This is a genomic window from Flavobacterium sp. N3904, assembly GCF_025947305.1.
GTDB lineage: Bacteria > Bacteroidota > Bacteroidia > Flavobacteriales > Flavobacteriaceae > Flavobacterium.
The window spans coordinates 2,131,116-2,153,332 of sequence record NZ_CP110009.1; the positions used below are offsets into that span (position 1 = coordinate 2,131,116).

The 22,217-nt window shown below is 33.2% G+C and carries 10 protein-coding genes and 1 tRNA gene; 7 read left to right on the forward strand and 4 right to left on the reverse strand.

The genetic code is table 11. From position 1 onward, the window contains the following. The 4 genes from OLM57_RS08925 to OLM57_RS08940 are packed head-to-tail and all read left to right on the forward strand — an operon-like array spanning position 1 to position 16,399. Positions 1–4,491, forward strand: coding sequence for a hypothetical protein (locus tag OLM57_RS08925; RefSeq protein WP_264566851.1), 4,491 nt, complete (start codon positions 1–3; stop codon positions 4,489–4,491). 3 nt (positions 4,492–4,494) lie between these two features. After that, positions 4,495–5,211 carry a hypothetical protein gene (locus tag OLM57_RS08930; RefSeq protein WP_264566852.1) on the forward strand — a complete coding sequence of 239 codons (717 nt, stop codon included), beginning with the start codon at positions 4,495–4,497 and terminating at the stop codon, positions 5,209–5,211. A 16-nt stretch (positions 5,212–5,227) separates the two neighbouring features. Then, complete coding sequence (locus tag OLM57_RS08935; protein ID WP_264566853.1) at positions 5,228–15,976, forward strand: RHS repeat-associated core domain-containing protein; 10,749 nt, start codon at positions 5,228–5,230, stop codon at positions 15,974–15,976. 6 nt (positions 15,977–15,982) lie between these two features. Further along, the gene (locus tag OLM57_RS08940; RefSeq protein WP_264566854.1) at positions 15,983–16,399 is read left to right on the forward strand and encodes a hypothetical protein; all 417 of its coding nucleotides are present in this window, start codon (positions 15,983–15,985) and stop codon (positions 16,397–16,399) included. Positions 16,400–16,534: 135 nt separating this feature from the next. On the opposite strand, the gene OLM57_RS08945 is transcribed toward OLM57_RS08940, so the two are convergent. Then, a complete protein-coding gene (locus tag OLM57_RS08945) occupies positions 16,535–16,792 on the reverse strand; it encodes a hypothetical protein (RefSeq protein ID WP_264566855.1) in 258 nt (85 codons plus the stop codon). A 54-nt stretch (positions 16,793–16,846) separates the two neighbouring features. Between OLM57_RS08945 and OLM57_RS08950 the strand changes: the two genes are divergently transcribed. Beyond that, positions 16,847–17,893 carry a tyrosine-type recombinase/integrase gene (locus OLM57_RS08950; protein ID WP_264566856.1) on the forward strand — a complete coding sequence of 349 codons (1,047 nt, stop codon included), beginning with the start codon at positions 16,847–16,849 and terminating at the stop codon, positions 17,891–17,893. Positions 17,894–18,046: 153 nt separating this feature from the next. Here OLM57_RS08950 and OLM57_RS08955 read toward each other — a convergent pair whose 3' ends face one another. The 3 genes from OLM57_RS08955 to OLM57_RS08965 form a co-directional block, all read right to left on the reverse strand. Then, positions 18,047–18,601 carry a hypothetical protein gene (locus OLM57_RS08955; protein WP_264566857.1) on the reverse strand — a complete coding sequence of 185 codons (555 nt, stop codon included), beginning with the start codon at positions 18,599–18,601 and terminating at the stop codon, positions 18,047–18,049. Continuing rightward, the gene (locus OLM57_RS08960) at positions 18,552–19,553 is read right to left on the reverse strand and encodes an RHS repeat domain-containing protein (RefSeq protein WP_264566858.1); all 1,002 of its coding nucleotides are present in this window, start codon (positions 19,551–19,553) and stop codon (positions 18,552–18,554) included. Before OLM57_RS08960 ends, OLM57_RS08955 begins: the two co-directional genes overlap by 50 nt. Before the next feature lie 1,149 nt (positions 19,554–20,702). Then, positions 20,703–20,776 (reverse strand) — tRNA-Met (locus tag OLM57_RS08965). Positions 20,777–20,929: 153 nt separating this feature from the next. Between OLM57_RS08965 and OLM57_RS08970 the strand changes: the two genes are divergently transcribed. After that, complete coding sequence (locus tag OLM57_RS08970; RefSeq protein WP_264566859.1) at positions 20,930–21,322, forward strand: START-like domain-containing protein; 393 nt, start codon at positions 20,930–20,932, stop codon at positions 21,320–21,322. 65 nt (positions 21,323–21,387) lie between these two features. Next, positions 21,388–22,212, forward strand: coding sequence for an aminotransferase class IV (locus OLM57_RS08975; protein ID WP_264566860.1), 825 nt, complete (start codon positions 21,388–21,390; stop codon positions 22,210–22,212). The last annotated feature ends 5 nt before the right edge of the window (positions 22,213–22,217 follow it).

Consider the following 22,217-nt stretch of genomic DNA (forward strand, 5'->3'; position numbering starts at 1 on the left):
ATGGTAAACAATATTAAAATAAAGAAATACTGGATCCTTACTTTTTGTATGGTACTGTGTTCGTTGGCAACTTTTGCACAGGATTTGAGCGATCAACAAATTGGTTTTGATGTAGCTCGAGTAACCACATCACTAAAAGAACATGGCGTAAAAGACCAAGATCTTGTCCGTGAAATTGCAATGATGCGGGAGATGCAAAAGACCCAGTATACAGAAATGAAAAAAAGTGAAGAGGCTGTTTCACAAAAAATAAAATCGGAGCAAAATGCAAAAGGAACTAATAATCGTTCCCTTGCTGTTACTGATATTCCTGAAAATGAGAGAGCTGCACTTATTGCTTTATATAATAGTACTGGAGGAGATAATTGGACAAATAAAACTGGTTGGGACATTAACAATACTAATTCAGATGTATCAAAGTGGTTTGGGGTTTGGGTTAGCAATGGGCATGTTATAATGCTAAATTTATCTCAAAATAATTTACAAGGTTTCCTTCCTGATTTAAGTGCTTTATCGAATATTACAGGTATTTATTTTGGAAATAATAATTTTGAAAATACTAGTATTCCTTCATTTTTTAATTCCTTAATTAATTTAAAAAATTTGAATCTTTATAACTGTGGTTTTATAGGTGATATTCCTAATTTATCTTCTTTAAATAAGTTAGAATATTTTTATATAGATAATAATAAAGGGCTCACTCTTCATAGTTTTCCTTCATGGTTATTTAATTGTCTTAATTTGCAATTTATAGGTATGCATAATACTAATTTAACAGGTGTATTTCCGATGGAAATAACATATTTAACTCAACTTCGTGGACTTATGTTAGGTAGTAATAAATTAAATGGTCCTATACCTCCACAAATTGATAAATTAATTAAACTTGAACAACTTTTTTTAGGTTTTAGCAATCTAGAAGGTGATATTCCTCCTGAAATTGGAAATTTATCTAAGCTTACTCATCTATATTTAAACGGGAATAGATTTAGTGGTAAAATACCTATTCAAATTGGGCAATTAACCAATCTTAAAGTACTTTGGCTTCACCATAATTTTAATCTTGAGGGAAATATTCCAGATTTAACAAAATTAATTTCTTTGAAAGATTTATTGTTGTATAATAATAAATTCCGTTTTGTAGATTTTGCTACTGAATATTCTATATATAAAACACAAATAACAAATCATTTTATTTATTCTCCTCAGGAAAAAACAGATTTAGAAAAAACAGTTTCTGGTGTTTCGGGTGGACCTATAAAGCTATCAATGTGTGAGGATAACAGATATATTCCTAATGTTGATACTTTTCAGTGGTATAAGAACGGACAAATAATTACTGGTGCAACAGCCAGACAATATACTATTTCCAATTTATCAGCTGTAAATGCAGGAGATTATTATTGTGTTTCTAATAATCCTCAAATCACAGACCTTGTTTTGCAGAGGAACACTATCCATCTGAAAGTAATCAATTGCACCCCAAAAACTGGAGAACTAAAAATTTTGTCCGAAAAACTGATTGTTAATGAAACCGTTAATTTTTCGTTTCTGGAAATAGTGGCAGCAGTTGCTAATAAAACAAAAAGTAAAATAGCCGGTAAAGACAGTTTACCAACCACAAATTATACTTGGACCATAACAGATGAAACAGGTAAAGAGGTAAACAAACAGGTGAGTACATCAGCTGCTTATTCCTATGTTTTCAATACATCGGGTAAATATTTTGTAAAACTAGATATTGTGGATGTAAATGGTTGTCCAGCCAGTTTTACTAAAGAAGTTATTATAAAACCTGAGGTACAATGTCTCAACGAGAATATCTCCTTTTCATTTGAGACCACAGCTCCCAACTTAAGTTATGTTTGGACCAGTACCAAAGCTACTGGAGAAGTTGTAAATTCTTCAACGGCCAGTGCATCGAGTCTTTATAATGTATCGTTTTCAGTTCCAGGGGACTATTCCATTACAATGGTAGCAAAAGATACGGTAACACAATGTTTTGAAACGTTTACTAAAAAAGTGACTATAGAATCTTGTGCCCCTACCAATTGTATGGTTCATTTCAATTTCAATTTTAAAATTCCAGATACAGGCAAAGGCTTTGGGGGATTAGTTTTAAACTTAGATTCCAGAATGAATATTGCCAATGGCGTAGTAGATTTCTTGAAAGCCAAAAGAAATAAAAAGTTGTTTGCGACCACATTTGACATGACCAATAAAGGGGTAAATGCAGTTATAGTCAATAAAGAAATTACGGTAAGTCCAGGCGATGTCTACAAAGTAGGAACCGCCAATGAGATTTCTAATACTACACCAACGGTAATACGAATTCAAGACAACAGTTACAGTAATACTTTTTCGACTTTGATTAGTAGTGGTATTTTGAAGAACACTTCATTAAAAAAGGACGATCTTGATGTTTCGTTCTTCATTATTTCCGAAGATAACTTTACTTCTACACTCGATGGAGCCAAAAATGCTTACCAAGATTTATTGGCTTCTGGTAAAGCCAAAAAAATATTTTTTGTTTTGGTGAACGAAGGGAAGTTTAGCTATGTAAGAAATATTGCTGGAATAAATAGAAAAACTATTATTTCACCGATACAATTTTTAACTGAAATTATGGGTTCAATACCGGTTAATTATTCAGCGACAAATTCGATTTTAAATTCTGATTTTGTTCAATTTTCAAAAGCGGATATTGCCAATGTTGGGTTTAAAAAAGTACTTAGCGATTTCTTACAAAAAGGATATGATGATGTGTCATCAATGTGTGAGGATGTCGAATCCTGTACTAAGAAAAATGTGAATGCACCCGTACTTAAAGGTTTGTTTTTAACCTTGGCAAATAAGTTAAAAGATACTCCTGCCGGTGTGGATGCTAATATTTATGCAAGCAAAGAATTAGCTGCCTTATCACCATATACGGTTGAATTAAAACCAATAATTTATAATTTCATTAATACTAGTAGTACCATAAGTTTCTCCTTTTCGAGCACAAGTTCAGAAAATGATGTGCAGTTGCCAAAACCTCTTTCGGGTAGCATTTTGGATATCGATTTAAAAGAATATACAGATGCTGCTACTATTACACCTGTTAAAACTATTTTTAGTAATGGCAAAGTTGATGAGTTAAATGGATTTGTCAGAAATATTGATTTTTGTGTTGAGAAATTATCTTGTGTGTCTCACGTGGCACTTGTGATCGATGAATCAGGTTCAATTGATTTAACAGAAATTAATAAAATCAAAAAACAATTAAAAGGATTTGTTTACCAACAAGCTTTGACTAATGAAAAAATAGGGTCTAATATTTACATTTCATTAACTGGAATGTCTGATAGCGATGCTGATACCAGAACAGATTTTATTGAGCCGATTAAAGTTTCTACAGATCCATCCGTTTTAAATAAATTCTACACTTGGATCGATGATCTTGGAAAAAGAAATGGACAAACAGGAGTTAGTGCAGGATCAGATTATTGGAACAGTGGACTGAATAAAGCATTAAGTTATACATTGAAACCAAATGCAGTTATTATGATTGCAGATGGTTGTCAAACGGCAAATGCTACTCAACTTCAAACCACTATGAAGAATTTTAATAATGCTAAAGGAAGTAGCCCAGACTTACCGCATTTATATGTTATTGGTATTGAAAATGGTTTTTATGTAGATAAGCCATCAACTGGAAAAATTCTGGATCGTAACGAAGATCCAAATTATAATACGGCATTGCAAAAAAGAAGTTTGACTGCAAAAGTAGCAGCTAGATTAACTAAGTCTTTGCAGTATTTATTAGGATTTAGCGATACTGAGTTTCCGGTATCAAGTATAAGTGACTTTAAAAATGGAACTTATTTTGGTCATGATAACTTTAGCTTATTGGCTTCAGATGTAACCTATATTTCAGACAAAATAGCAGATAGTCAGATTGTATGTGGTGTTTCGGCTGTCAAGGATTTTTGCGATGATTGTTTTTCTTTCAAACCAGAACCGGATCATGAATATTTATTGAGTGCATGGGTTAAAGAGGAATCTTTTGTTCAAGTTAAGTCTTATACAAATTCTGCAATTAATATTGTGTTTTATAGACAAAAAGAGGCTTTAGACGTTCCAGGGCAAATAATAGCTACAATAGTTGCTGATCCATCAGGGGAAATTATCGATGGTTGGCAAAGAATTGTGAAAAAAATTAAAGTCCCACATGATGCTATAACAATTGGTTTTGTTTTAGATAACAAAAGTCCCAGTATTCCAGTTTATTTTGATGACATTAGAATTCATCCCCTAAATGGTAGCGTAAAGTCATTTGTGTATGACCCTGAAACTTTTAAACTGATGTCAGAATTGGACGAAAATAATTACAGTACTTTCTACGAGTATGATAACGAAGGCGGGTTAGTTCGTGTGAAAAAAGAAACTGCCAAAGGGGTTAAAACAATTCAGGAAACACGTTCAGGAAGCGTAATTAATACAGATAAATAAGGTATGTTTTGCAAAAAAATATTCAGTGTTTGGTTGGTGTTTTATTGTTGTTTTGGCCATGCACAAACGGTGAATGCCGTTTTTAAAAAATTAGGGCAGCAATACAGTGTTGCCAAGCCGCTTCAATATCAGTCAAAATATGTTTTGTATAAAGATTTTGATTCTAAAAAAATTGAGGAAAGTTATAAAGGTGTTTTTTATAAAAACAGTCAAAATGAAATCTATATGAAAATTGGGGAAACAGAAATTTTGAATTCCAAATCGGTAAATCTTAAGATTAGCCATCCGGAAAAAGCTATTGAGATTTCTAATCCGATCCCCACTTATTTTGGTGATTTTGATATGAAGCCTTTATTAGAATTGTGCAAAATTGATAAATTCATTGATTACAAGTCATATTGGGAAATAACAATGACTGCAAAGCCTTTTTCGAGTCTTCCCTATTCGAAAATCATAGTTAGAGTATCTAAAGCTTATTTTTTACAAAAACAGGTTTTTTATTACAACACAGCTACTAATTTTTCGCAGGATTTTAGAAAACCAGATGTGCATTATCCGAGATTAGAGGTGATTTATGCAAATTATAACAGAAATGCAATTAATGCTTCGGTTTTTAAAAACAGCACTTATTTTACTACTTCAGGTAAAGGTGGTATTGTTTTGTCCCAGAGGTTAAAGAAGTACGAGATTGTAGATCAAAGAAATAATTCCAATAATTAAAATAAAAAATAGATATATGTATATCAATAAAAGTATAATAGTATTTGTATTTACATTTTTTTCATTGTTTGCCTTTGGACAGCATGAAGAACCTGTAATTGATTCTAAATCTGGAAACAATTTAAAAGTTGGAGCAATATTAAAAGTTGTTGATTCTAAGTATAATGATTTAAATAAGCACGATTTATTTGCTTCTATAAATCCTAATGTGACCATTCATTTTGGATTTGATAATACTAATAAAGACGCCGCTGACTTTAAAGATGTTTATACTTGTACAATTGTGTTAAGCGTAACTTCTTCTTATGACAGTAAAGGAGATGGTATAAATCCAAAAACAGTATCACTTACTATCGTACATGATAATAGTTCGAAAGGTTTGGAGTTTAATGATTACGCCGTTTATAGTCTTCCAGGAATTCATAAAGCGGATGTTAAAGTAGTATCTATAACTTATTCTAAGCCTGTTCCTGCTTCAACGGCGTATTTAGCATTGAAATTCAATACAGAGCGTTACTATAATTTACAATTGAGTGGTTCAAACTCATCGGTATTGCCTATAAGTTATAAATTGGTTAAATATAGCGGGGTTAATGAGGTAATTGTCTCTAAAGTTAGTGACGGAGCCGAAGAGTTGGTGATTAATTGGACAAAAGACACCAAAGCTCCAGCAGTAGAGTATGAATTGGAATGGACTTGGATTGATAATTACAAAACGGATGGCGGTAAATTATTACCCAATGAAATTGCTTTAACCGAGCAGGATTTTAAATTAAACAGTACGAGAATACAAACTAAAGATCTTACCTATAGAATTCCTTTAGTGTTTTCTAATGGTTATTTGGTTTATAGAATTAGACCAGTTGGACGATTCCTTGACAACACCTCAAAGAATTATTATGGAGTATGGTCTTCAGGGATAGCAGATAAATATAAGCTAGTTAGTGATTGGCCGTATAGTGTAGAGATTAACCAAGCTCACGAATTAGGCGAAAAGAACTGGCAGTATCAAGCGTCTTTTGCCGAAGACGGTAAGAAGAAAGAAGTGGTAAGTTATTTTGACGGTTCTTTACGCAATCGTCAAACAGTAACCAAAGTAAATTCAAATAATAAAGCAATTGTTGGTGAGGTAATTTATGATACTCAGGGTAGAGCAGCGATAGAAGTACTGCCAACACCGATTGAGTCTTCTGGAATACGGTTTTATAATGATTTAAATACCAATGAAGCGGGATCATTATATTCTCATAAAGATTTTGATTGGGACAATGCTAGTGTAAAAGATTGTAACCCAATTCCAGTTCCTAAAATGTCCAATAAAGCTGGAGCTGGCAAATATTATTCTCCAAATAATGATCCACTGAAAAATTATCAGGATTTTGTCCCAGATGCTATTGGTTATCCTTTTTCTCAAGTAGTCTACACTCCTGATAATACGGGAAGAATTAAAAGTAAAGGAGGAGTAGGACTTGACCATCAAATAGGTTCAGGACATGAAATGCAATATTTTTATGGTCATCCCAAACAGGAAGAATTAAATCGTCTTTTTGGTTATAAAGTTGGCGATTATTCTCATTACAAAAAGAATACGGTTATTGATCCTAACGGGCAAGTGAGTGTGAGTTATTTGGATCCGCAAGGAAGAACTGTTGCAACGGCTCTTGCAGGCGATAATAAAGGAAATTTGGTTTCACTAGATGATGAAAAGAATCAAGCCTTGCACCTCATGACCACAACTGACTTATTATCAAATAATGATAAATATGTGTCTGGCGAGAATGGTGTTATTGAAGATGGAATTAAATTGAGTACTCCGATTACTGTAGTTAAAGAAGGAGACATTAAATTTGAATATTCTTTTGTTAAAACTAAAGGTGCCTATGCTGATTCTTGTTTAAATACTAAGTTTTATCCTTTTGTATATGACTGGTCTATTAGTTTAAAAAATGATTGTGCTTTGGAATTGCTTACAGGCAATAATCCAATAAGTTCAAAAATTGGTGCTTCTAGTTTAAATGGCACTAACGCAACTGAATTGAGTTTTAAGAATAAAGTCTTTAATGCCAAAGACGGAGCAAATTTTTTGAAGGTTGGTTCCTATCCTTTGAGTAAAGATCTGCGTATAGACCATGATGTTTTAGATGAATATGCTGAGGATTACATCGCAGAATTAAAAAAGAGTACAAAATGTTTGCCAGATCTCTCTTCATTAGAGGCCGAAATTACTGTGACCGATTGCAACATAACTTGTAAAAGTTGTGAAGAGTCGTTAGTGCGTGAAAATTTAACTACAGAAGAGTTTACAGCTTTTCAATTGTTACTTTCTGCAGAGCCAAATAAACTTGGTAATGTTGCTGCAAGAGAATCTTATATTGTTAAAGCGGAAGCGAATTATGTTGAAAAAAATATACTGACGGTTCTTGAACTTGAAAATTCAGAGCGACCAGATTATGAAAAACGTTTCAAAGCTCAATTCAGAAGTTTGCTTACGGGATGTAGAGATTTATGCGAGCAACCCATAAATGTGTGTGACCTTAATTTGGACATACTTTTAGGAGATGTTAGCCCGCATGGTCAGTACGGTTCTGTTGATGGAATTGAAACAGAAGATGAAAACGAAGATACTCCTTCAGCAAAAGTTATTGATCCATTAAGTCTTTTTAATGAGAACAATCAATTATTATACGGTGGTTATACAACAAATACCTATTTTGATGAGGATATAAAACAAAATGTAACAGAGAATATTTCTAACTACAATTGGAAAAAACCATTTGGTGGTTCCTACAAAGAAGAAGATGGTTCAGTATCAAAAATTAGAGTCAAACTAATTAGCGAAAATCTTGAACACCCAGAATTAAATATTTACGAGCCAGCTTTGGATGGTGTTATTTTGAAGGCATTGGATCGTGATCCTGAAAGTGATGATGTTAATGATTACTTGGTTCAGCCACAATATTTGCGTGATGTGGCTCAATTTATTACTATATGGAAAACCAGTTGGGCCAACTCATTAGTGCAGTACCATCCAGAATATCAATATTATGTTTATAATTCAAATTTGTGTACTAAAACAAATGGGGATGGGTTAAATTCTGACGGATTTGATGAGCAATTGCGTAATAAAGAGTTTTATGATGCTGATAAAAAACAGATTGACAACACTATCTTTAGTAGTACAGGTACATTAGCTCAATTGCTAACTATTGATAGTAACAATAACACTGGCGACCCCTTTTATAATTCTAAAAACGATAAAGAAACCGTAGCTGATTATAATGTTCGAAAAGCTTTAATGAAAGAAGCATTAGAAGTAAATTTTGACGGTATGGCTTTGCCATCAGGTAAAAAACTAAATATGCTTCAGGCTGCCTGTTACTTTGCTGCTTTCTCAAATGGAATTGCACCTGAATCTGCCTATTTTGATTTCATGAAACTTAATCAAGTGGATTTGTTAAAAACGATTGATAATTTTGGAAAAAACGGAAATATTGCAGAGTTAAATATAAAACAAAGAATATGGTCTAATTTTAGATCCTATTATACCGCTTTAAAAGAAAAAACCCGTACTGTTTTTTCTCATATTGATGCTATTAAAAACAATAATTATAATGATTGTATTGGGAACGCAGAGAGTAAAGATACTTTTGTGACTTTATTCAAAAAATATAGTGTAGTAAATTATGGAGAACTATTAAAACTTATTGATTCAATTCCAGAAAATCCAACTGTACCTGTTACAACCCCTGTGAGTACAGGTGTAGAATTAGCATGTTCTAATGTAACATCAGGTTTGTATAGGGATAAAGTAAAACGTTTTGTGCCTGCAGATTATGGATATGATTCCTCTATTGGTGACATGGAATTCTTGGCTGAGACTAAAGCAATTATAGAATCTAAAATGTATGTTGAAACGGGAAGATGTCCAATATCTTTCGATTTGGAAAATTTCCTAAAAGGACTCGTAGATACTACTATTCAAGATAAAGGGTTGTTAATTAATGGTTTTAATACTTCAAGTATGCCTTTTTTAACTTCAAGTATATTCAATGCTCAATTAAACCCTGGATTTAATTTGGAGGCATCCGCAAATATTCCGAAAATTACAGCACGTGAAGTTGGACGTACACTAAATATTGTTTTTACTCAGGATGGAAATGATATTTCTAGTCCAATTGAATTAAGTTTTGCAAAGAATTTATCAGACTATTATAATCCTTGCGGGGCAAAAGTTGATCCTCCAAAATGGGCGGATGTTACAGGATTTAAAAACTTTTATGCAGTGCCGGGTTCTTACAACAGTACTTCAAAGACATATAGATTTCGTATTGTTGCTATTATAAATAGAAAAGGAAGCGTGTCAAGTTGTACTACTCCAGAAGAAATACTTGTTGATGGAATCACAAAAGCAAATGTTTCAGACTGTTCTTCACTCATAATTGCTCCGTGTGATAAAAAACAAAAATTCAGTGATGCATTCAATCAATTAGTACTTCACTTACAAGCCAATGCTACTTTGAAAAGTGCAGATTTGAATATTTCAAGTGATGATACTTTTGTAAATGGATACTTGTATGAATATTTTGGAATCAAACAAGGAGATATTGTAAAATGGCATAATATTCCTGAGGGAGTTGACATTACCGTAAATGATGTAAAGCGTGTTTCAGTCAATCTTGGATCATACAGTTTAGGAAGAGATATAATAAAAAGTGTATTTATTAATGGTTTAGAATCAGGGAATAAAAGTACTTTATTAAGTGTAAGAATTAAAACCCGATTTTTTAGAAATAGCCAAATCACGGGTATAATCAGATCGGGTAGTGGTAATATGCCATTGTATTTCACCTGTTGTTCACCTTGTGGTGAAACCGATTATAATGGAGATGGATACGGAGATTTATGTGGTCCAGGTGGTCCAGGAAATTGCGGTACTGTTGATACGGATGGTGATGGTATTTTTGATTTGTGCGATACCTGCCCTACAATTCCAAATCCTAATAATGAACCTTGTGAAGCAAATCCTCCTTACACACGTGTCACTTCCTGTAATGTAGTGGCAAATGAAGAGCTTGCTTATGAGGATCGAGTAAAGGATATTCTAAATGATATGTTGGGTAATTTTAATTATACCATAAATGATGATGGGGATTTTTATAAAGCAGGGAATATTTCAGACTATTCACCTGTTAAAAATTTGGTTGATCAATCTAGGTTAGCTTCTCATTTTCAGGCTGAAAGAACACGTTATAGAGTAAATAATTTGAAGAGTGTTGTCATGGATCGCTATTCTGTTGTTATAGAGAATGGTTTGTTGAGTATTACTTTTGATGAAAATTCTGGAAGTGTAAACAATAAAAACTTCATCAATTTTTACGACGTAAATTTAAAGAACGCTAAAAAGATTAATTATATTGATGTAATAAGTGATTTGAGTTTTGTTATTAATTTTACAGATAACCAAGGTAAAATTGTGAATCAGACCGGTAGTGCAATATCGCATTATACCTTTGTAGAAATATCCAAATACGAAGCAAGAGCTATAGCAGTACCTTACTGTCAATTTGCCTCAGAGGTTTATCCTCCAAAATTAACAGCGAAGAATGCTTTGGCTGGATCTGGTGATATTTATGTTGCTATTTCACAAGATGGAAAAATTGATTACAACGATAATACTTCTCCCTCTTCTTTCATGAGCAAAAAATCTGCTTCCGGGAAGTTACTTACCATGCGTGACGCTATTCCAACTTCAATTCCAACTTCCAGTTGTTCCGATATTTGTATTCCGCCAACAGTAGCTCCGATTGTATGCGGTGATAAATGGGTAGCTTTTAAGTTAAATATGAAAGCACAGGTTCCTGATTATGAAATTCCGGATAATTTAGTAAAAGACGGAATCTTTTTCTGTGAAGCTAATTTTGGATACATCAGCGAAGAGTATAATTATTATTTGAATAAGTTCGGTATATCAAGTGTTACAAATCCATTGTTTTTAACCATTAGCGAATTTGGTTCTACTAAGTTGCATTATGGAAACAGTAAGACTCAATTGGTAGTTAATTACTATTTCAATTATTTGGAGGCTCAAACCAAAACACCAACTGAAGAAGCTTTGACTTGGCCACAATTTGCAGATAAATATGTTTTAGACAATAAAGAATGTGTTCCAGGTGTGATGGTTCCAACTTTTAGTTTAGAAGTTGAAAATCCTAGTACATTAACTCCATGTGAGTTATTGGCAGCGTCAATAAGAGCATCCAATAAACAACAACTGGAAGATTCATTTTATGCAGACAAAAAAGAAGAATTCATCCAAAACTATTTAAAAGAAGCACTAGAAGGGATAACAGAAACGTTGACCGAAACGTCTTTAGACAAAGAGTATCAGTATACTTTGTATTATTATGATCAAGCTGGGAATTTGATACAAACTGTACCTCCAGAAGGAGTTCACAGATTGACTCCCAACTCCAATACAACTATAAATACTGTTCGGGCAAAAAATAGGGAGAAAGAGGATTTAACTTTAGTTGATGGAGTTGCCGTTGTTCCAGCAAATACTTTGCAGACACAATACCGTTATAATTCGTTGAATCAGTTGGTATGGCAAAAAACGCCAGATGGCGGAGAAACGCAATTTGCTTATGATGCTTTGGGTAGAATTGTGACGTCTCAAAATGCAAAACAAAAAGCAGGAACCCAATTCAGTTATACCCGATATGATGAATTAGGCCGAATTACCGAAGCGGGTCAGATAAAAGCAACTACAGCCGTAAGTATTAATGATAATGGAAGGTTAGTATATGGTAATGTTGTGCCTGTTCCAGTTAATGCCAAAGAAGTGCCGGTTGATGCTATTGCAGATAAATTTCCATATAATATTGGAAAAGATACCCAACAAGTTACCAAAACGCTTTATGATACGCCTTTGGCCAATACAACGAGTTGGTTCACCTCTTATGGATCTGATAACAACCAAAAAAGAGTTACGGCTGTGATGTATTTTTCAGCAATGACTAGTAAGACTCTTTTGTCTGCTTATGATAATGCCATTTTATACGATTATGATGTGCATGGGAACGTAAAAGAATTATTGCACCATACCAACAACAGCAAGGACTTAAACACAATAAACCAGCAACTGAAAAAAGTGGTTTATGATTATGATTTAATAAGCGGAAACGTAAACAAAGTAACCTATCAGCCTGCAAAAACGGATCAGTTTATACACCGATATGAGTATGATGCCGATAATAGAATTAATCAGGTTTATACCAGTAAAGACAATATAATCTGGGAAAAAGAAGCCAATTATTTGTATTATGACCATGGACCATTGGCGCGTGTAGAAATTGGAGATAAGAAAGTACAAGGACTCGATTATATTTATACCTTGCAAGGTTGGCTCAAAGGTGTCAATTCAGAACAATTGAATACTGCTTATGATGCTGGGAAAGATGGACTGAATGTAGCCAAAGACGCCTTTGGTTTTGCCTTGAATTATTATACAGGAGATTATAGATCCAGAATTACAGGTTCGAATACTGCAAATGTGTTCAGTCTTAGTAAAGAAGGAAAAAATGAAGGCAATGCTAACTTATACAACGGAAACATCAAAGAGATGGTTACGTCATTGTTAGATGTTACTCAAATGCCAGTTCCTACACAGTTTAATCGTTATTCTTACGATCAGCTGAACCGTATTAAAGGAATGTCAAGCTTAAGTTTTAATTCTGCAAGCGGAATTACTGCCGGAAAGGATTCGTATGGTTCGAGTTATTCTTATGACAGAAACGGGAACTTGGTAAATCTGACACGATCTGGTTTAAATGACAAGTTTGCGATTTCTCCAATGGATGATTTGAAATATACTTACGCTAAAGATGCAAAAGGTCAAATAACGAATAATAAACTGGTCAGTGTAAACGATATATTAACAAATTCTGGGGATTTTGCAAATGATCTTGAAGGAATTAATAATTATACTTATGATCAAATAGGACAACTAGCTAAAGATTCAAAAGAAGATCTAAACATTAATTGGCGTGTTGATGGAAAAGTAAGTTCGGTAATTAAATATAAAGGAAAAGCCAATCAAACGACTATTAGTTTTGAATATGATGGTTTAGGAAACAGAACAGCTAAAAAAGTGGTGACTCCTACCAATACAAAAATCACCTATTATGAGCGTGATGCACAAGGTAATGTTTTGAGTACCTACGAGATGGAAACACCTTTGGGTCAGTCTCCTGTCTATTATCTTGTTGAACAAGAGATATACGGCAGCAGTCGTTTGGGTATCGAACAAGGCCGTAAAGTAATCACAAAAGATACTTTTGCCGCATTTGCTAAAAATGCAGAGGAATTAAATGCCTCAACGGCACGAAGTATCTCAAGCAAAGAAGCTACTGCGTCAACTGAAATTTCAGGTTTGAAGTTTAGCGGAACAAACAGTACGAGTTGGAATGCAGATAATTCAAAATTAAATTTATTTTCGGATGTGCCTCAAAGAACACAAATAATAGAGATTGCAACACATCTTAAAATTGATGATGTAATTTTTAAAGTCAATGAAGAAAGAAAAATTATTCAGTTACAAACTCAATATGAAAAAATCCCTGGATCAACACATGCTTGGGGTTCCTATTCTCAAAGTACTGCTAGTATTAAAGTGGTAAAAATAGATAATAACTATTATAAACCAATTTTAGAACTAAAAACACATAGGGTTTCTTATAGAAATAAGAAAAAAAATCATTTTATAAAGGATATTTCGATTATCACTACACAATATGTTTTGAAGAATGTAAATTCTTCTATTCCAGAAAAAGAATGGGACATAAAGTATACCGTTACCTTAAATACAGTGACTAAAAAATATGTGCCTACTTTGATTATAAATGGGAATGTTTATAATGATTTGAAAGAAGTAGCACTTCCTACGTATACAAGACATGAAGACTATCAAAAAGGGAACGATTTGCCTAAATCTGTAAATGAATTAGGAGCAACTGTTTTAGGAGTTCCGGCAGAAATGTGTGATTTCTCATATACTATTAACAACGGAGAAGATCCAGAAGATATTAAAGTGAATAATTTCTTGTTTGACGAAGGACCAGGTACAAGAATTGCCAAATCCACTACAGGTCTAGAAATGGCGTTGGGCAGTGTTGGATTTGCTGCTACCTATTGTGGTTCTTCTGAAGGAGATAAAGATGGAGATGGGGTAAAAGATGCTTTAGATAGTTGTCCAGAAATATTTAATCCTAAGCAAGAAGATACTAAAGAAATTGCACTTGGTTTTCCAGCAGATGGAATTGAGGATGCATGTGACAATTGTGATTATCCAAATAAAGATCAAACGGATACCGATGGAGATGGCCGAGGCGATGATGTGATTATTAATGGAGCAGTTAAACCATGCGATAATTGCAAATTAATTGCTAACTTTGATCAAAGCGATGTAGATAAAGATGGTATTGGTGATGTTTGTGACAACTGTTTAACGATTAATAACCCTGATCAAGCCGATGTTAATAAAAATGGCGTAGGAGATCTTTGTGAAGGCTTGGATCAAGGATCAGGTGTAGCGGCTGCAATTGGCGTGCCTAAAGAGTATTATCGTTTTGTAGGAGACAAACGTTATGAGCTTTCCAACCATTTAGGAAACGTGCTTTCTGTGATTTCAGATCGTTCTCTTGCTGATGCAAATGGCGGACTTACTCCTGACGTTCTTAGTTACTCAGATTACTATCCTTTTGGAATGCTAGTGCCAAACCCTGGAAAAGTGGTTACTCCTAATGATTATCGTTATGGGTTTAACGGCAAGGAGATGGATAATGAAATAAAAGGAAAGGGAACTCAATATGATTATGGTTTCAGAATCTATGATCCCAGAATTGGAAAATTTTTATCACAAGACCCATTATTTAAATCTTTTCCATGGTATACACCTTATCAATTTGCTGGAAATAAACCAATCGCAGCAATTGATTTGGATGGTTTAGAAGAAAGAATTGTTATTATGCATACAACAGTTTCGGGCAAAATTCGAAGAGAAGTTTTAGATGCTAAAACGCTACTAAAGACAACTGACTATGTTGGAGTAAAACATTCTGCCCTATATGAACCTATAAGTATTAAAGAATTTATGCAATACAAGAAACAATTTTGGGATGCATTTTCAAGCACTCCTGAATTATTTGCATCAGGGTATAAATCATATACTATAGGAGGAATGAATGCTGAGAAGTATAAAAATAGCGGATTTATAGGTTTAAATAGAGGGACACTTACTATCGGCTCTAGCGAGCTTGGAAGTACTATTTCGTATGACCCGACCCCTATAGATAGAACAACCCCTAGTAGTATGAAAATAATTAGGGAAGCACCGAATAATCCTGAAATGGCTAGAGGTATTAATACAGCAAAGAATTATGTAGCTGGGGTCAGTTTAGTTGTTTCAGGACCATCATTATTATTAGGAACGGCTGGTAAAGCTGGTTATGTAGGAGCCATTTATGATGTTGACCAATTAACAGGTGCGTCAGAAAAATTAACAGAAGGTCATCCTAAAGTTGCACTATTAATTGGAGTAGCTGAAATAATGGTTGATTTAGTTTCTTTAAAATCCGCTCCACTAGAAATTATCGATATGTTTAAAGGAACAAATAAAGCAACAGAAGTCGTTCCATCAACAATTGTAGGAGTAGCCGACACAATTGGTGACGTTGATTCTACAATTACCACACAACCAAACGAATAATAATATATGGAAAAAGTTTTGTTTATATATAAAAATAAGTTAGATGTTTTGTCTCTTTTTTTCTATGCTTTTATTGCTTTTTTATTAATTTCTTTTATTAATAATGATTTTGATTTTGAAATTTTATTTGGTGCGGAAATTTTTGCATTAGTTATGGTTTATTTAACTAGATATAATGCTGTTAATATAGATTTTCATGAAAAGTATATGTTGATAAAATTTTATATTCTAAAAAAGGAAATAATTATAAATTATAATCAAATTATTGAAATACGCGATTGTTATGATAGATATATTGGTTCAAATATTAGATTTAAAATTAAACATGTAGATAAGTTAATTGTCTTTAGAATAAAAACTTCTGATAATGAATTAAAAAAGTTTTTAAGATGTAAAGTATCTAGCTCTCCCAAGACTCCCTGAAGGCAGTTTTGCAAACCGTGTCCCCAACGATGAGCCATAAAGTTTACTTACAAAACAAAAAACTGCAACTCGAATTCATTTCCTGGTTGCAGTTTTTTATGTTTAAATACCAAAATAGTTTTTTTATCATTTAGATTATACACTCTTTATAAAGCTTTCGGACACATAACAAGCATCTGGATTCTGCTTATCATGTATTCTCAGCACCTTATCCAGCATCGTATCGTTTTTGCCAAATTCAATCACCGCATCAACAAAAACTCTCAAAGGCTCGGATATGTCGTCGCAACGATAGCGCGGATTTGCAATCCGTGCCCAGAAAGTAAAGCCACACAGCTTATCATTAAAATAAAAATAAAAACGACAACCCTCAAAAAGTTGTAGTTTTTCCATTATGAAAATCGTCATTTCTCAACTAAAATTGTATTTTTGAGGCAAAACCATTTCATGAAAAAGACGAGTCTCCTAATTCCTATGTTCAAACAGTTTATAAAAGAAACCGAAACAGGGAAACGGCTCAAAAAAAACGGTGAAAAGATAAAGCCGGGTTCCATACAGAACTACTATTATGTAATGAACAATCTGATTCAATTTTCTAGCGATGCCAAATTTGAATTACGCATTTGCGATGCTTCCAAACTGGACAAACGCGAACTCCAATCTGAAAAAAGTTATTGGAAAAAATTCTATCAAAAATTTACGGAATTCTTATATAAAAAAGGATGTCATGACAATTATGTTGGAGCAAATATCAAAGTGATTCGGGTGTTTTTTAACTATTTAAAAAACGACAAAGACCTCTTTACAGGTGATTTTCAGCGATTGTTTTATGTCCGCAAAGAAGAAATAGAGATTTTTGTACTTTCCCCTGAGCAACTCAAGTTCCTAATTCACGATAAAGAGTTTGAAGCTTCACTGATACCCAGCCACAGACGCATAAAGGATATTTTTGTTTTTGGCTGTACCACGGGATTACGTTATTCTGATATTTTTTTGCTGACCAATAAAAATTTTGAACAAATGGAAGGCGAATGGTACTTGAAACTCAAATCCAAAAAAACAAAAACATTCAGTTTTATCAAGCTCTCTGCCTATGCAGTTGCCATTTTCCTTCGGTATCAATCTCAGAGCAATAAGGCAACTCTTTTTGGCAATACCAGTTTGTTCAATTTTAACAAAAGTCTAAAACAAATAGGTGAACAGGCAGGTTATACCACTCCTATTGAAGTTTCTCGAGAGAAACAGGGAAAAACACAGCGCCTTACCAAAAAGACAGACACCTCCAAAAACCGGTTTTGTGACAAAATGAGTTCTCACATGATGCGTAGAACCGCTATAACGACCTTATTAATTTTGGGAATGCCAGAGCATCTTGTTCGTAAAATAAGCGGACACAGTAGCGCCAGCACTTCTTTTAATCGATACGTACATTACGCGCAAGCTTACATGGATAAAGAAATCGAAAAAGTACACAGTAAGTTGGAGAGTTATTAAATAAAAAAACTACAACCCGAAAATGAATTCGAGTTGTAGTTTTTTGTTTTTTAGATTAGCTGTGTGGCTTTACTGTGTGGGCACGGATTGCAAATCCGCGCTATCGTTGCGACGACAGATCCGCACCATCCTAGAGATTTACAAAGTAGTTTTTTAATCGCATTTTCTATGATCTGGTAAATCAAAATTTAAAATCATTGAATCTTTATCAAATCTTAAGCTTAAATATTGTTCATAACCATCAAATTTTGCTTTAAAGTAAAGAGCAACTAATTTACTATTGACAAGTTTTACTCCTGTAAAAATAATATCACAAACCTCCATAAACTCAATACTTCCTTTTTTATTTTTTACAAGATCTTGCACATAGATTTTCTTTTGTAGTTTATTAACAGACGTAAGTGTTTTGAACTTAAATTTATCTGAAAAATAAATCTTCTGTATGTATTTACTTTTTTTTATGAAAACATAAGTACTATCTATTTTATAGTCAACTGTATCGCCTACGAATTCTTCAGGTAAAGTATGATATCTTATTTTCTTGTCCTTTTTTATAATATCAAATACACTCCTTGAACAATAATCTTCACCTCCAATGTTTACACGATCTATTTGACCTTGCATAAAAAATGGAAATAATAAAAAAAACATTAAATTCTTAAGGCTTTTTAGCCTGAACTGGTTTTGCAACACTTCTTTCTTTTTCATACTCTCTTTGTTCAAGTTCTACTTCGACTGGAGCTTTCTTACCGTGCTCTTCAATCTGCATTGCTTTTGCTTTTTCAACAGCATCTCCAAATCTTATCATTTCATTATTAGAATAAGCTTTTATACTTTTCAAATCATCGTATAAATCAGGTGTTTCAACCTTTTGCACTTGAGAAGGATCAACAATTCCATAACATCCGAAAGTCCCTCCCAATATCGGTTTACCATCTGGTGTTTCATACCAGCCACTAACATGAAATTTGCAATACTTTGCGAAATCACCTTTTCTTGTTGCTTCAGGACCTAAATCACTCATAATATTACCTTTGACAATATAAGAATTTAATCGTTCTGACAGAGGTGAAAATATCGGAGATATTGTATATGAAGGCAAACCAGAACCATGATCGTTTGATTTTGAACTTTCGATTATTAATTTCCTACTATCTGCCTGATCTGATGAATGATTTGACAAAATAAAATTTCCTTTTTTATTAGTTCCAATTTCAATAAATCCATCTCTTGTTGCATTAAACTTTCCAATCTCGGTTTCAACACCTTGTCCATTGGTATACAATACTTGAACTTCATATACCTTAACTTTCAAACTTGTAAAAATATTTGAGACTCCATATATTGCAACTTTAGTATAACCAACTTCGACGTCTGTCACTTTAATTTTAGGTTCTTGTCCTTCTATTTCAGTAGCATCTATGACTCTATTTCCGCTAAATGCATAAGAAGAATAATAAGGATATTTTCTAAATAATGGATCAACACTAAAAAACCTTCCCACCCTCGGGTCATGCATCCTAAAGGTATAATTCAACGAATTTCCTTCGCCTTTGAGCTCGTTATCTTTCTCCTGTCCTTGGAAGCCATAACGATAATCATTAGGAGTAACCACTTTTCCAGGGTTTGGCACTAGCATTCCAAAAGGATAGTAATCCAATCGTTAGTTTGGTCAATGAATACAGGGGTTGATTTGTGTAAGAACGCATGTTAAAAATGCGTTTTAAGGCAATTTTCGCCTTTCAAAAGTACAAAAAAAGAGCAGGTTATTTGTCTAAAATAATCAATTTTGTATCGTTGGTCTGCAATTTATGAACACCCTGCTCTGCGATTCTGAAAGCTTTCGGAACCCGACTTCGAAATTTTTTAAATTTTCTTGTAAGATGTAAATCTAGTAAAAGTCTCCCGACTTTTGCTATGAATTTTTTTAAGAATTAAAAATAGTTCAGAGATTTTAAAAATAAACGATGATAGAACACAAATTTTATTTGGTAAAAGAAATAGGGTTCAGAACATCACAATTGGGCTTTTAAGAACATTTTTTAAAAAAAGTGCAAGTCGGGAAACTTTACATCGCGGGGAAAATGCGATGAAAAAAAATGAAAAGAGTGTAGCTGCTATTAAAATTTTAGGGCAATTTTTTTATCGGGTTGGTAGAGAATTTCAGTAAGATAGGATTTTATTGTTTTTTTAACCCGTTGGGTGAAATTATTTTTTACCACATAGAAACATAGAATTTATACTTTTTAAAAGAAAGAAAGAGACGTTTTACTATTCACATAGCTATTCTATGTGTGAAATAGTGCTATTTCTATTTATTCTTTGCGTATTTAGCATTAATCTATGATTCTATGTGGTTAATTTTTTATTTTATTTGAATTTCACCCAACGGGTTTTTTTAATTTGCTTTGAACTGTTTTAGATATAATAGTATAGTTCGTAAAACGGTCTTCTTAGTTAGCGCAATGCTAAAAAAAAACAGCTGCAATATTCTTTCTGTTTGATTTTTTTATGGTTCAATACAGAGGTTATAATTTATTTTGCAGCAAAAAATACATTTTTTTATAATGCAGCAATATTTACGGTAACGGATTGAGTACATAAAGAGTTTGAAACTTGATTTGAAGTGAAAGGAGTTTTATTAAAAGTTGAAAGTTGATAAATTGATTTGAAAAAAAGTAAAAACTTCTTTTTCTCCGCTCGATAAATGTTGTGTTTGAAAACGTTCAAAAATAGTAATCCTTCAAAAGTCGGCACCATTCGGAAACAAAAAACCCTTAAACAATTGATGTTTAAGGGTTTGTTCTTGTAGCGAAGACGGGAGTTGAACCCGTGACCTCAGGGTTATGAATCCTGCGCTCTAACCGACTGAGCTACCTCGCCATATTTGGGATATTTTCTATCCCTGAATGCGGGTGCAAATATAAAACAATAATTAGAGTTTGCAAGTAAAAAATAACTAAAAAAAATTTTTTTTGAAAACGTTTTTTTTTTGAAGTAATAATCTATATATTTCGCAAAAATTAAACGATATTCATGGATCTAAAAGTGCGTTACGAAATCGAATTCCCCATAAATTCCTCCCCTCAATTATTGTATCAATATATTTCAACTCCATCTGGCCTGTCAGAATGGTTTGCAGATAATGTAAATTCACGGGGTGAGTTTTTTACATTTATTTGGAACGACTCCGAAGAAAAAGCGAGGCTTGCTTCCAAAAAATCTGGTGAGAAAGTCAAATTTAAATGGGTTGATGACAGCAATAAGGATACGGAGTATTTTTTTGAATTGAATATTTTAGTGGATGAACTAACAAAGGATGTTTCTCTAATGGTGGTTGATTTTGCTCAAAAAGACGAAATTGAAGAAGCTACGCAACTATGGGAAAACCAGATTTCAGATTTGAAGCATGTGATTGGTTCAGTCTAGTAAAACTGCATTTTATAACTTATATTTGTCACGCTTTTTAGCGTGACTTTTTTTTTAAAATAGATATGATAAATTTTAATGGAACAATAGTATCTGAGGATACAAATATAGTAGTGCAAAACCGTGGATTTTTATATGGGGATGCCGTTTTTGAAACAGTTAAAATATTGAATTCTAAAATCTTATTCTTAGAAGATCATTATTTCAGGTTGATGTCTTCAATGCGGGTTGTCAGGATGGAAATTCCGATGAATTTTACAATGGAATACCTAGAAGAACAAATTCTGACTTTAGTGAAAGAGAGCGGTCTGGAATCGTCTTCTCGGGCAAGAATCACGGTTTATAGAAACGATGGAGGATATTATATGCCAAAAAACAATACAGTTTCGTTTGTAATTCATGCCGACTCGCTTGAAAACACTGTATATTCATTTGACAGTAAAGAATATGAAGTTGACTTATACAAGGATTTTTACGTTACAAAACATTTATTGTCATCAATAAAAACCACAAACCGATTGATCAATGTCACTGCCAGCATTTATGCAAGTGAAAACGGATTGGATAATTGTATTTTATTAAACGACAGCAAAAATGTAGTAGAGGCCTTACAGGGAAATATCTTCATGCTGGCGGGCAACAAACTTATTACACCTCCTATTTCTGAAGGATGTTTGAACGGAGTGATGAGAAAACAGATTTTGGGATTGGCCAAAAAAATAGAAAACATAGAAGTGGTTGAAGAAATAATTTCTCCATTTGATCTTCAAAAAGCAGATGAATTGTTTATAACAAATGTAATCAAAGGAATACAGCCTATTACCAGATATCGAAAGAAAGAGTTTTCGACAGAATTGTCCAGGAGTTTAGTGTTGAAATTAAATGATTAAGTGAA